This window comes from Streptomyces sp. NPDC049585, from assembly GCF_040675615.1.
In the GTDB taxonomy this organism is placed as follows: Bacteria; Actinomycetota; Actinomycetes; order Streptomycetales; family Streptomycetaceae; genus Streptomyces; species Streptomyces luteosporeus.
Genome location: NZ_JBFAPE010000028.1, coordinates 61,407 through 73,393, shown reverse-complemented (window position 1 = coordinate 73,393; position 11,987 = coordinate 61,407). Strand labels below are relative to the sequence as shown.

Annotated in this window: 14 protein-coding genes; 10 read left to right on the top strand and 4 right to left on the bottom strand. The window is 71.8% G+C overall.

Translation table 11 applies throughout. The annotated features are described in order from the left end of the window. From AB0K17_RS24595 to AB0K17_RS24575, 5 genes are all read left to right on the top strand, one after another. On the top strand, window positions 1-411 hold a 411-nt coding region (locus AB0K17_RS24595), incomplete at its 5' end, for an Hsp70 family protein (RefSeq protein ID WP_365984255.1). Then, complete coding sequence (gene grpE, locus AB0K17_RS24590; RefSeq protein ID WP_365967941.1) at window positions 408-1,067, top strand: nucleotide exchange factor GrpE; 660 nt, start codon at window positions 408-410, stop codon at window positions 1,065-1,067. The genes AB0K17_RS24595 and grpE, both read left to right, overlap by 4 nt. A 36-nt stretch (window positions 1,068-1,103) precedes the next feature. After that, window positions 1,104-2,273 (top strand): molecular chaperone DnaJ, encoded by a 1,170-nt coding sequence (gene dnaJ / locus AB0K17_RS24585; RefSeq protein ID WP_365967942.1) that lies wholly within the window; start codon window positions 1,104-1,106, stop codon window positions 2,271-2,273. A 3-nt stretch (window positions 2,274-2,276) separates the two neighbouring features. Next, entirely contained in the window at window positions 2,277-2,735 is a 459-nt protein-coding gene (locus AB0K17_RS24580) for a helix-turn-helix domain-containing protein (protein ID WP_365984254.1), read from the top strand. A 134-nt stretch (window positions 2,736-2,869) separates the two neighbouring features. Further along, complete coding sequence (locus AB0K17_RS24575) at window positions 2,870-3,601, top strand: DUF4097 family beta strand repeat-containing protein (RefSeq protein WP_365984253.1); 732 nt, start codon at window positions 2,870-2,872, stop codon at window positions 3,599-3,601. Here the strand turns inward: AB0K17_RS24575 and AB0K17_RS24570 are convergent. Continuing rightward, window positions 3,588-4,016, bottom strand: a complete 429-nt coding sequence (locus AB0K17_RS24570; RefSeq protein WP_365967945.1) for an ATP-binding protein — start codon at window positions 4,014-4,016, stop codon at window positions 3,588-3,590. The two genes, AB0K17_RS24575 and AB0K17_RS24570, sit on opposite strands and share 14 nt — an antisense overlap. 227 nt (window positions 4,017-4,243) lie before the next feature. On the opposite strand from AB0K17_RS24570, the gene AB0K17_RS24565 reads away from it, so the two are divergent. Both AB0K17_RS24565 and AB0K17_RS24560 read left to right on the top strand, forming a co-directional pair. Continuing rightward, window positions 4,244-5,095: a helix-turn-helix transcriptional regulator gene (locus AB0K17_RS24565; protein WP_365984252.1), complete on the top strand. Its 852-nt coding sequence runs from the start codon at window positions 4,244-4,246 to the stop codon at window positions 5,093-5,095. A gap of 6 nt (window positions 5,096-5,101) precedes the next feature. Continuing rightward, the gene (locus AB0K17_RS24560) at window positions 5,102-5,293 is read left to right on the top strand and encodes a DUF397 domain-containing protein (protein ID WP_365984251.1); all 192 of its coding nucleotides are present in this window, start codon (window positions 5,102-5,104) and stop codon (window positions 5,291-5,293) included. A gap of 306 nt (window positions 5,294-5,599) precedes the next feature. Here AB0K17_RS24560 and AB0K17_RS24555 read toward each other — a convergent pair whose 3' ends face one another. Further along, window positions 5,600-6,178 carry a TetR family transcriptional regulator gene (locus AB0K17_RS24555; protein ID WP_365967948.1) on the bottom strand — a complete coding sequence of 193 codons (579 nt, stop codon included), beginning with the start codon at window positions 6,176-6,178 and terminating at the stop codon, window positions 5,600-5,602. A gap of 73 nt (window positions 6,179-6,251) precedes the next feature. On the opposite strand from AB0K17_RS24555, the gene AB0K17_RS24550 reads away from it, so the two are divergent. Next, window positions 6,252-6,851 carry a dihydrofolate reductase family protein gene (locus AB0K17_RS24550; RefSeq protein WP_365984250.1) on the top strand — a complete coding sequence of 200 codons (600 nt, stop codon included), beginning with the start codon at window positions 6,252-6,254 and terminating at the stop codon, window positions 6,849-6,851. 8 nt (window positions 6,852-6,859) lie between these two features. On the opposite strand, the gene AB0K17_RS24545 is transcribed toward AB0K17_RS24550, so the two are convergent. After that, window positions 6,860-7,264 (bottom strand): TIGR03618 family F420-dependent PPOX class oxidoreductase, encoded by a 405-nt coding sequence (locus tag AB0K17_RS24545; protein WP_365984249.1) that lies wholly within the window; start codon window positions 7,262-7,264, stop codon window positions 6,860-6,862. A gap of 170 nt (window positions 7,265-7,434) precedes the next feature. Between AB0K17_RS24545 and clpB the strand changes: the two genes are divergently transcribed. Together clpB and AB0K17_RS24535 are read left to right on the top strand one after the other, a co-directional pair. Then, entirely contained in the window at window positions 7,435-10,101 is a 2,667-nt protein-coding gene (gene clpB / locus AB0K17_RS24540) for an ATP-dependent chaperone ClpB (protein WP_365967951.1), read from the top strand. Window positions 10,102-10,179: 78 nt separating this feature from the next. Continuing rightward, complete coding sequence (locus AB0K17_RS24535) at window positions 10,180-10,713, top strand: YbjN domain-containing protein (RefSeq protein ID WP_365967952.1); 534 nt, start codon at window positions 10,180-10,182, stop codon at window positions 10,711-10,713. A gap of 11 nt (window positions 10,714-10,724) precedes the next feature. Here the strand turns inward: AB0K17_RS24535 and AB0K17_RS24530 are convergent, their stop codons facing one another. Continuing rightward, window positions 10,725-11,930 (bottom strand): hypothetical protein, encoded by a 1,206-nt coding sequence (locus tag AB0K17_RS24530; protein WP_365984248.1) that lies wholly within the window; start codon window positions 11,928-11,930, stop codon window positions 10,725-10,727. Window positions 11,931-11,987: the final 57 nt, after the last annotated feature.

Sequence of the window (11,987 nt, the reverse complement as noted above, 5' to 3'; positions counted from 1 at the left end):
AAGGACGAGGTCGACCGCATGCGCCAGGAGGCCGAGCAGTACGCGGAGGAGGACCACCGCCGCCGCGAGGCCGCCGAGACCCGCAACCAGGGCGAGCAGCTCGTCTACCAGACGGAGAAGTTCCTCAAGGACAACGAGGACAAGGTCCCCGCCGAGGTCAAGGCCGAGGTCGAGACGGCCATCGGTGAGCTGAAGGACAAGCTCAAGGGCGAGGACACCGCCGAGATCCGCACCGCCACCGAGAAGGTCGCCGCGGTCAGCCAGAAGCTCGGCCAGGCCATGTACGCCGACGCCCAGGGCGCGCAGGCCGCCGCCGGTGCCCCGGGCGCCGACCAGGCCAAGGCCGACGACGACGTCGTCGACGCCGAGATCGTCGACGACGAGAAGCCGAAGGGTGGTGCGTCGGCGTGACGGAGGAGACCCCGGGCTTCAACGAGAACGAGAAGCCTGAAGGCCCCTCCGAGCCGACCGCTCCCGACGACGCGGCGAAGGCCGCCGGGTCCGCCGATCAGGCGGGCCCGGCCGGCCCGGCCCCCACGGGCGAGGAACTCGTCGAGGTAGGCCTCAAGGCACAGCTGGACCAGGCACAGGCGGCGCTCGGGGAGCGCACCGCCGACCTGCAGCGGCTCCAGGCCGAGTACCAGAACTACCGTCGCCGGGTCGAGCGGGACCGCGCCGCGGTCAAGGAGGTCGCCGTCGCGAACCTCCTGTCCGAGCTCCTGCCCGTCCTCGACGACATCGGTCGCGCCCGTGACCACGGCGAGCTCGTCGGCGGCTTCAAGTCCGTCGCCGAGTCCCTGGAGACGGTCGCCGCCAAGATGGGCCTGCAGCAGTTCGGCAAGGAGGGCGAGCCCTTCGACCCGCTGGTGCACGAGGCGCTGATGCACAGCTACGCGCCGGACGTCACCGAGACGACCTGCGTGCAGATCCTGCAGCCGGGGTATCGCATCGGCGAGCGCACCATCCGCCCCGCGCGGGTGGCCGTCGCCGAGCCCCAGCCCGGCGCCCAGCCCAAGGCCGAGGACGAGTCGTCGGACGAGGAGAGCGGTGGCCCGGACGAGGGCTGACGCACAACGGATGACGAGGAAGGAGGGACGTCGAGGATGAGCCTCAGCAGGGACCTGCTCGAAAAGGATCTGTACAAGGTCCTCGGCGTCCCCAAGGACGCCACCGAGGCGGAGATCAAGAAGGCGTACCGGAAGCTCGCCCGCGAGTTCCACCCGGACGCCAACAAGGGCGACGCCTCCGCGGAGGAGCGCTTCAAGGAGATCTCCGAGGCGAACGACGTCCTCGCCGACCCCAAGCGCCGCAAGGAGTACGACGAGGCGCGCGCCCTGTTCGGCAACGGAGGCTTCCGTGCCGGGCCGGGCGCCGGCGGATCGTTCAACTTCGACCTGGGCGACCTCTTCGGAGGCGCCCAGGGCGGCGCCGGCGGCTTCGGCGGAGGCGGCGGCATCGGTGACGTCTTCGGGGGACTGTTCAACCGCGGCGGTGCCACCCGCACCCAGCCGCGTCGCGGCCAGGACATCGAGTCCGAGGTCACCCTCAGCTTCACCGAAGCGGTCGAGGGCGCCACGGTCCCGCTGCGCATGTCCTCCGCATCCGCCTGCAAGGCGTGCTCCGGCACCGGCGACAAGAACGGCACACCGCGCGTGTGCCCCACCTGCGTCGGCACCGGCCAGGTCTCCCGGGGCAGCGGCGGCGGCTTCTCGCTGACCGACCCCTGCCCCGACTGCAAGGGCCGCGGGCTCACCCCCGAGCACCCCTGCGACGTCTGCCACGGCAGCGGCCGGGCCAAGTCCGCCCGCACCATGCAGGTCCGCATCCCCGCCGGAGTCTCCGACGGCCAGCGGATCCGCCTGCGCGGCAAGGGCGCCCCCGGCGAGCGCGGCGGCCCCAGCGGCGACCTCTACGTCGTCGTCCGCGTCGGCACCCACCCGGTCTTCGGGCGCAAGGACGACAACCTCACCGTCACGGTCCCCGTCACCTTCGCGGAGGCGGCCCTCGGCGGCGAGATCAAGGTGCCCACCCTCGGCGGGCCCCCGGTCACCCTGAAGCTGCCCGCCGGCACCCCCAACGGCCGCACCATGCGCGCCCGCGGCAAGGGCGCCGTCCGCAAGGACGGCACCCGCGGCGACCTCCTGGTGACCGTCGAGGTCGCCGTGCCCACCAGCCTCGACGACAAGGCCCGGGAAGCCCTGGAGACCTATCGGGAGGCGACCGCCAGCGAAGACCCGCGAGCGGAACTGTTCCAGGCCGCGAAGGGAGCCTGAGCCATGGAAGGTAGTGGCCGTCGACGCAACCCCTACGAGCTGACCGACGACTCGCCGGTCTACGTCATCTCCGTAGCCGCCCAGCTGTCGGGCCTGCATCCGCAGACCCTCCGGCAGTACGACCGCCTCGGTCTGGTCTCCCCCGACCGCACCGCCGGCCGCGGCCGCCGCTACTCCGCCCGTGACATCGAGCTCCTGCGCCAGGTGCAGACCCTCAGCCAGGACGAGGGCATCAACCTCGCCGGCATCAAGCGCATCATCGAGCTGGAGACCCAGGTCGCCGCGCTCCAGGCGCGCGTGGCCGAACTCCAGGCCGTGGTCGAAGGCGCCGCCGCCGCCATGCAGCAGCGCGAGGCCGCCGTCCACGCCTCGTACCGGCGCGACCTCGTTCCCTACCAGGAGGTCCAGCAGGCCAGCGCGCTGGTCGTCTGGCGCCCCAAGCGGGACCAGAAGAAGCACTGAACGACCGCCCCCGACCCGGCCCCTGTCAGGGGCCGGGTCGGGGGCGCATCAGGGGAATCCCCCATGGGCGCCGGTTGCTCGCGCACATAGCCTCTTTCGTGTCTGATCCTCTTTCACGAACGGTGGGAACCCTCATGCGCGCGCGTCTCCGTCTCATCACCGCCCTCGCCGCGACCGGCGTGGCCGTCGGAGCACTCGGCGCCTGCGGCAGCCTCCTGAACAAGGACTTCGAGGACGACACCACGATCTCCCAGAAGATCACGTCCGTCCGCATCGACAACGGATCCGGCGCCGTCACCCTCATCGGCGACGACGGCGGCACCAACGTCGGCCTCCACCGCCGCGTCGAATACGGCGGCGACCGCCCCCAGGGCGCCACCCACCGCATCGAGGACGGCGTCCTCGTCCTGCGCGGCTGCGGCGACGACTGCGCCGTCGCCTACACCGTCCACCTGCCGGCCGGCCTCCCCGTCACCGGCAAGAACTCCAGCGGCGCCCTCACCCTGAAGAAGACGGGTGCCGTGTCGGTGTCCACCGACTCCGGGGCCATCGACGTCAAGGACGTGAAGGGTCCCGTCGACGTCCGCGCCGACAGCGGCGCCATCACCGGCCGCGGCCTCGGGGGCGGACCGGTGCAGGCGAAGACCGGCAGCGGAGCCATCGACCTCACGCTGTCGTCGCCCCAGGACGTCCGGGTCGACGCCGGCAGCGGCGCCGTCGACCTCGCCGTCCCGGCCGCCGCGTACCGCGTTGCGGCGAAGACCGGCAGCGGCGGCAAGGACATCGAGGTCGAGAACGACTCCTCCGGCAAGTACCGGATCGATGCCTCGACGGGCAGCGGTGCGCTGACGATCAAGCGCCGCTGATCTCGCACCACACGGACTTGGCTCCGCCGCCGGGGGAGGGGGCGTGGCCCCAGCGGTCCGCGAGCGCCTGCAGCAGGCGCAGCCCCCGGCCGTTCTCCCCGTACGGGCGCGCGATGCGGGGAGTTGGCGGCCGCGGACAGTCGTCCCGCACGGTCAGGCGCAGCACCCGCCACTCCGACCACCACAGGCTGAGCTCGGCGGTGCCGCTCGTGTGCACGATGGCGTTCGTGAGCATCTCGTTGGCCAGAAGCTCGGCCCGGCCGATGAGTTCGCCGAGCTCGTGCGCGAGCAGCGCGGCGCGCAGGGTCGTACGGGCGACACGGACCGCTCTCGCGTCGTGCGGCACGAGCAGGCTGTACTCGAACGGTTCGATGCCGGCGCCGACCGTTGTCGGTGCGGGAAAGGGCAGCAGCATGTCGCCTCCTGCGGTGGGGTGAGGCGGCCGAAGCGGTGTCATTGCCGGACGCTGCCGCGTTTCGGGGCAGCCCGGTGCACTTCCGCGGGCCGGAACGGTGCCGCTGCGTGTGCGGCACACGACTCAACGTAGGGGGCTATGTAGCCCCGCTGCAACGGAGTCGCCGATGTTCGCCCCATCGGGGCACAGCGTGGCGTCACGCTGTTCGCAGCAGGGAGACTGGCCCCATGCCGCCCAGGAACCACCCCACCGCGCGACAGGCGCGCCTCGGTGCCGAGTTGCGCAAGATGCGCGAGCGCGCGGGCCTGACTGCCCGCGAGGCCGCCGCGCAGCTGGGCGTAACGCCCATGCGGATGAGCCACATTGAGATCGGTCGCCTCGGCGTGAGCGAGGAGCGGCTGCGCAAGTTCGCCACGCATTACGGCTGCAGCGACAGTGCCTACATCGATGCGCTGGCCGGACTTACGGGCCGCCAGGAGCGAGGCTGGTGGGAGACGTTCAAGGGCTGCGTCACTCCGGCCGACATCGACCTGGTGGAACTCGAGTGGCATGCGCAGCGTCTGGCGAGCCTGCAGATCGTGTACATCCCGGGTCTTCTGCAGACCGCGTCCTATACGCGCGCTCTCTTCCGCTATCTGCGCCCCGACGCCGAGCCAAGCGACTTCGACGCGGTCGTCGAGTTTCGCGGACGTCGTCGCGCTGTTCTGGACCGGGCATCGCCTGTGCCATTCACGGCGATCATCCATGAGGCGGCCCTACGCATGAAGGTGGGCGACCGCCGGCTCGCCCGCGAGCAGCTCGACTTCCTCCTGGAAAGCATCGCCAGGCCCGGCGTCACGGTACGCGTGGTGCCATTTTCGGCGGACGGGTTCGCGGGTATGGGGTCCTCGATGCTCTATGCGGCGGGCCGCGTGCCCGAGCTGGACACCGTGCTGATCGATCACGTGCATGGCAGCGTCTTCCTCGACGCGGCGGACGAACTTGTCCACTACCGCGATCGTCTGCGGCGGGCCGAATCCTCGGCTCTCGGCCCGGAGGAGACGAAAGACCTCATTCGACGGATCGCGCAGGAGCTCTGACAGGCGATGGCAGGCAGATGGCAAAAGGCTTCCTTCTCCGGTAACGGACCGGGCAACGACTGCGTGGAGGTCGCAGCGACCGGCACCGCCATCGCCCTTCGCGAGAGCGACGACCCGGAGGTCGTCATAACCACCGCCCCCGCCACGCTGGCAGCCCTCGTGCGGGCGGCCAAAGGCGGGCGGCTGGGCGCCCCGTAGGGGCGCGGGGCAGTGCCGATCTGCGGTTACCGCCGCGTGGGCGCGATCGGCCACCGGCGGCCCGCAGCCGACGCACCCCCCGGCACACCACGTGCGGGCGCGTCGTGGCTTGTCGCGCAGTTCCCCGCGCCCCTTTGGGGCGGACCCGTGTGTGGGTCGGTGCCGCGCCGTCGTGGCTCAGCGCGCAGTTCCCCGCGCCCCTACGGGGCACTGGCGTCGCCACTGCACGAGGCGTACGGCGTGAACGAGCCGCGTCGGCGCTGGACGAGCGCGCCGTGACGGCGTAGCCGTGCGGCCCGGTGGTGTTCAGTCGGCGGAGACGATCCGCTCCACCGCCGCCGTCACCAGCTGCTCCCGTTCCTCCTCGGTGAAGACGTCCGGCAGCGTGAGCTGCTCCACGATCAGCCAGTTCAGGGCCAGGATGAGCAGCTTGACGGCCGTCGCGTCGCCGGGCAGGCCGGAGGCCTCGTGGTAGGCGAGGTTGGCGTCGATGTCGGCGCGCACGCGCTCGGTGAGGACCTTGCGCAGCTCGGGGCGGCGGGTGGCTTCCAGGCGCAGTTCGAGCAGGGCCAGATAGCCGGTGCGGAAGGCGGCGACGCGGCCGACGAGTTCGCGCATGAGCTGCGCGTACGTTTCGCGGTCGCGGCCGGCGGTTCGCTGCCGGGCGATCGTGTCCTCGTCGGGCTGGAGGCGTTCGTAGACGCGGGCGCCGGCCTGGGTGAGGAGGTCGTCGCGGTTGGCGAAGTAGTTGGAGGCGGTGCCGGTGGGGACGGCGGCGGCGGTGTCGACCGCCCGGAAGGTGAGGCCGCGTGCGCCTTCGGCGGCCAGTACCTCGATTGCAGCGTCGACGAGGGCGGCGCGTCGCTCGTCGTTCCGTCTCACCATTGACACCACTCCAGCTGTAGTACTACGGTTCGGATCACTTCGCTCAGAGTACTACGTAAGGAGTGGTCAAGGCATGCGCAAGCTCGTCTACTACGTCGCCGTCACCCTCGACGGGCGCATCGCCGGCCCCGGCGGTGAGTACGACTTCTTTCCCCAGGGCGACGAGGCGCAGGCAGCCGCCTACTCCGCCTGGACCAGCACGCTGTACCCCGAGACCGTGCCGACCGCCCTGCGCGCCGCGTTCGGCGTGACCGACGCGCCCAACCGGCACTTCGACACCGTCCTGATGGGTCTGGGCACGTACCGCCCCGCCCTGGATGCCGGGATCACGAGCCCGTACGCGCACCTGCGCCAGTACGTGGTCTCCAGCACCCTGCAGGCCGACATCGACCCGGCCGTCACCGTCGTGCCCGGTGATCCGCTCGCGCTCGTGCGCGAGCTCAAGCGGGAGGAGGGCTCGACGCTGGGCATCTGGCTTTGCGGGGGCGGGAAGCTCGCGGGCGCGCTGCTGTCCGAGATCGACGAACTGGTGATCAAGAGCTACCCGGTCGTCGCCGGCGACGGGATCCCGGCCTTCGACGGCGCCTTCGACCCGACGGTCTTCGACGTCGCCGAACGCACGGCCTTCCCCAACGGCGTGACCCTGACCCGTCTGACCCGCCGGGCCTCGTAGGGGTGATCTCAGCCGCGGCCCAGCGCCCGGGTGACCGTGATCTCTATGAGGACCCGGTCGGGGTTGGGCGAGGGCACCCGGCCGTAGCGCTCCGCGTAGCGCCGTACCGCGTCGTCCACCGCGTCCGCCTCCGTGCGGACGATCGCGCGGCCCTCCAGCGTGGCCCAGCGCCGGCCCTGGTGCTGGGCGACGGCGACGCGGGCGCCGGTGGGGCCGGCGGCCTGGACGTTGGCGACCTTGCGGCTGCTCTTGTTGCAGATGACCCGGGCGGTGCGGGTGGCCGGGTCGAAGGTGACCCCGACCGGGACGACGTGCGGGGAGCCGTCGGGGCGCAGGGTGGTCAGCGTGCACACGTGCCGCTCCTGCCAGAAGCTGAGGTAGGCGGCGTCGAGGGCGTCGAGGTCGAGGGCCATGCGGCCAGGTTAGGTCAGGGGCGGCCGCGCCGAGGGGCGCGCCCGTCCGGGTGTGCGCTGCACTTTTCGGGTGAGGGGGCTGCCCCTGTCGGGTTGAGTGGAATAGACTCAACTTATCGGACGTTGCCCCAAGCAATGCTGCCGTTCGGACAGGAGGAGGAGCGCAGGCCGTGGATGCCGAGCTGACGAACAAGAGCCGGGAGGCGCTCAGCGCCGCCAACGACCGGGCCGTCACGGCGGGCCACGCCGACATGACGCCGGCGCATCTGCTGCTGGCGCTGCTGGCCGGCCGGGACAACGAGAACGTGATGGATCTGCTGGCCGCCGTCGAGGCGGACGCGGCCGCGCTGCGGTCGGGTGCCGAGCGGCTGCTGGCGGGCCTGCCGAGCGTGCAGGGGTCGACCGTGGCGCCGCCGCAGCCCAACCGCGAGCTGCTGGCCGCGCTGGCGGACGCCGCCGACCGTGCCCGGGATCTGGGCGACGAGTACATCTCCACCGAGCACCTGCTGATGGGCCTGGCCGCGAAGGGTGGGGCCACCGGCGAGCTGCTGGCGCGCCAGGGCGCCCCGGCCGGCCGGCTGCTGGAGGCGTTCGAGAAGGTGCGCGGCGGGCAGCGGGTGACCACGCCCGACCCGGAGGGCACGTACAAGGCGCTGGAGAAGTTCGGTACGGACTTCACGGCGGCCGCGCGCGAGGGCAGGCTCGACCCCGTCATCGGGCGCGACCACGAGATCCGCCGCGTCGTGCAGGTGCTCTCCCGGCGCACCAAGAACAACCCCGTCCTCATCGGAGAGCCGGGCGTCGGCAAGACCGCCGTCGTGGAGGGCCTCGCCCAGCGGATAGTCAAGGGCGACGTCCCCGAGTCGCTGCGCAACAAGCGCCTGGTCGCCCTCGACCTGGGCGCGATGGTGGCGGGCGCGAAGTACCGGGGTGAGTTCGAGGAGCGGCTGAAGACCGTCCTGGCCGAGATCAAGGCCAGCGAGGGCCGGATCATCACCTTCATCGACGAGCTGCACACCGTGGTCGGCGCGGGCGCGGGCGGCGACTCCGCCATGGATGCGGGCAACATGCTCAAGCCCATGCTGGCCCGCGGCGAGCTGCGCATGGTCGGCGCGACGACCCTCGACGAGTACCGCGAGCGCATCGAGAAGGACCCGGCGCTGGAGCGGCGCTTCCAGCAAGTACTGGTCGCAGAGCCGTCCGTCGAGGACACCATCGCCATCCTGCGCGGCCTCAAGGGCCGTTACGAGGCGCACCACAAGGTGCAGATCGCCGACTCCGCACTGGTTGCCGCGGCGACCCTGTCCGACCGCTACATCACCTCCCGCTTCCTGCCGGACAAGGCCATCGACCTGGTCGACGAGGCCGCCTCCCGGCTGCGCATGGAGATCGACTCCTCGCCCGTCGAGATCGACGAGCTCCAGCGCGCGGTCGACCGGCTGAAGATGGAGGAGCTGGCGCTGAACAACGAGTCGGACGAGGCCAGCAAGGAGCGCCTGGCCAAGCTGCGCCGCGACCTGGCCGACAAGGAGGAGGAGCTGCGGGGGCTGACCGCCCGCTGGGAGAAGGAGAAGCAGTCCCTCAACCGGGTCGGCGAGCTCAAGGAGCGCCTGGACGACCTGCGGGTGCAGGCCGAGCGCGCCCAGCGCGACGGCGACTTCGACACCGCCTCCAAGGTGCTCTACGGCGAGATCCCCGGCGTCGAGCGGGAGCTGGAGGAGGCCGCGCGGGCCGAGGCGGAGGCCGAGCAGGAGGCCGCCGAGAAGGACCTGATGGTCAAGGAGGAGGTCGGCCCGGACGACATCGCGGACGTCGTCGGCTCCTGGACGGGCATTCCGGCCGGCCGCCTGCTGGAGGGCGAGACGCAGAAGCTGCTGCGCATGGAGGAGGAGCTCGGCAAGCGGCTGATCGGGCAGGCCGAGGCCGTCCGGGCGGTCTCGGACGCCGTGCGGCGCAGCCGGGCCGGCATCGCCGACCCCGACCGGCCCACCGGCTCGTTCCTCTTCCTGGGCCCGACCGGTGTGGGCAAGACGGAGCTGGCCAAGGCGCTGGCCGACTTCCTCTTCGACGACGAGCGGGCCATGGTCCGCATCGACATGAGCGAGTACGGCGAGAAGCACTCGGTGGCCCGCCTGGTCGGTGCCCCGCCCGGCTACGTCGGCTACGAGGAGGGCGGCCAGCTCACCGAGGCGGTGCGCCGCCGGCCGTACAGCGTGATCCTGCTGGACGAGGTGGAGAAGGCCCATCACGAGGTCTTCGACATCCTGCTGCAGGTGCTCGACGACGGCCGGCTCACGGACGGCCAGGGACGGACGGTCGACTTCCGTAACACCATCCTCATCCTCACCTCCAACCTCGGCTCGGTCTTCCTGGTGGACCCGCTGCTGAGCGAGGAGCAGAAGAAGGAGAAGGTGCTGGAGACCGTCCGCGCCTCCTTCCGCCCCGAATTCCTCAACCGCCTCGACGACACCGTCGTCTTCCACCCGCTGGGCACCGGCCAGCTGGAGCGCATCGCCGAGATCCAGATCGGTCACCTGCAGCGACGCCTGGCCGACCGTCGGCTCACCCTCGACGTCGACGCCGACGCCCTGCGCTGGCTGGCCCGGCTGGGGCAGCCGGAGGAGGCCGGCGCCGCACCGGACCTCACCTACGGCGCCCGCCCGCTGCGCCGCCTGGTGCAGACGGCCATCGGCGACCGGCTGGCCCGGGCGATCCTCTCGGGCGAGGTGCGCGACGGCGACACGGTGGGGGTTTCGGTTGCGGACGGCGGGCAGGAGCTCACCGTCGCCCCCGTCCGCGCCGCCGCACGTCAGGAGGCCGCGGCGAAAAGCCTGTGACATACGGCGAGGCGGGGGTACCAGCCCCCGCCCGTGATGGGGGAGGATGGCGGTAGACCGTACGAAGGGAAGTCAACGGTGAGCATCGACCCGTCCTCGATTCCGAATTTCGGGGGCCAGCCCGAACCGCAGCCTGAGGCGGGCCCGACCGGCCCCGTCATCCCCGACCAGGACCTGATCAAGCAGCTCCTCGAGCAGATGGAGCTGAAGTACGTGGTGGACGAGGAGGGCGACCTCGCTGCTCCGTGGGAGCAGTTCCGCACGTACTTCATGTTCCGCGGCGAGGAGGAGCAGCAGGTCTTCTCCGTGCGCACGTTCTACGACCGTCCGCACGCCATCGAGGAGAAGGGCAAGATCCTCGAGGCCATCGACGACTGGAACCGCCGCACCCTGTGGCCGAAGGTCTACACCCACACCCACGACGACGGCACCGTCCGCCTCATCGGCGAGGCGCAGATGCTGATCGGCGTCGGCGTGGCGCTGGAGCACTTCGTCTCCAGCACGGTCAGCTGGGTGCGCGCCTCGATCGAGTTCGACAAGTGGCTCGCGGAGCAGCTCGGCCTGGAGGCCGACTTCGAGTCCGGCGACGACAAGCCGGACGACGAGGGCTGAAGCCCCGCTCTTCACATCGGGACCCTGGCGACCGTCAGCAGGTACGTCCCGTAGAAGAACGACAGCCCGGCCAGCGCGACCGTCGCCAGGGCGGCGGTGCGCGGCCGGGCCCTCGCCATGGCCAGCGCGCCCGGCAGCAGCAGCGGGAACGCCGGCAGCAGGAAGCGCGGCTTGGAGGCGAAGTAGCTGGAGCCGCCGACCGCGATGACGACGAGCACCAGCACGTACACCAGCAGCGCGGCCGGCGGCCGGTCCAGGGCCAGCAGCACCAGCGAGAACAGCGCCACGACCAGGATGAGCAGCGTGGCGTAGTACGCCAGGGAGTCCCGCCCGACGATCAGGTGCCGCACGAAGCCGAAGGCGTTCTGGCCGAAGTCGAAGCGCGAGCCCCACAGTCGCTGCACCTCGAAGTAGCCCAGCACCCCGTGCCCCGAGCGCAGGCCCGCCCACAGCACGTACCCGGCCCAGCCCAGGGGCGCCAGCAGCGCCCCCGCCCACAGCCGTGCGTCGGTGCGGGCCCGCGGATCGCGCCACAGGGTGAGCGCGGCGGCGGTGCACACGGCCGCGGCCACGGCGATCCCGTTGGGCCGTGACAGGCCCGCGGCCAGGGCCAGGACGCCGGCCGCCAGCCTGCGCCCGGTGAGCACCGCGTACAGGGCCCAGGCGGCCAGCGCGGTCATCAGCGACTCGGTGTAGGCCATCGTCTGCACGATCGCGTGCGGCAGCAGCCCCCACAGCAGCACCAGCGCGGTGGCCACCCGGCGCCCGTACAGGTGCTCGCCCACCGCGTACAGCCCCCAGGCGGCGGCCAGGGCCGAGACCCCCGACACCAGCAGTCCGGCGGTGACGGGCGTGATCGGCAGCACGGTGGTCAGGGCCCGCACGAGGCCGGGGAAGAGCGGGAAGAAGGCGAGGTCGTTGAAGACGACGCCCTTGCTGGTGGGGGAGGGCACGACCAGGCCGTAGCCGTGCCGGGCGATGCCCGCGTACCAGATGCCGTCCCACAGGTGGCCCAGCAGCGTGCGCGGGTGCTTGCCGATCCACAGGGCCCAGGCGGCCATGGCGATGGTGCCGGTCATCCGCACCACCGCGTACAGGCCGAGCGCGGGCAGGGCCCGGTCGAAGGCCTGGAGCACCCGGTCCCTGCACGGGCGGCGCTCCTCCGGGGCGCGGCGCGGCTCCGGAGCCCGTACGGGCGCGGCGGCGTCGGCGGACACGGGGGCACCTCCGGTGCGATGCGGGGGGCTGCTGACGTGACGATCCGGGCATACCGA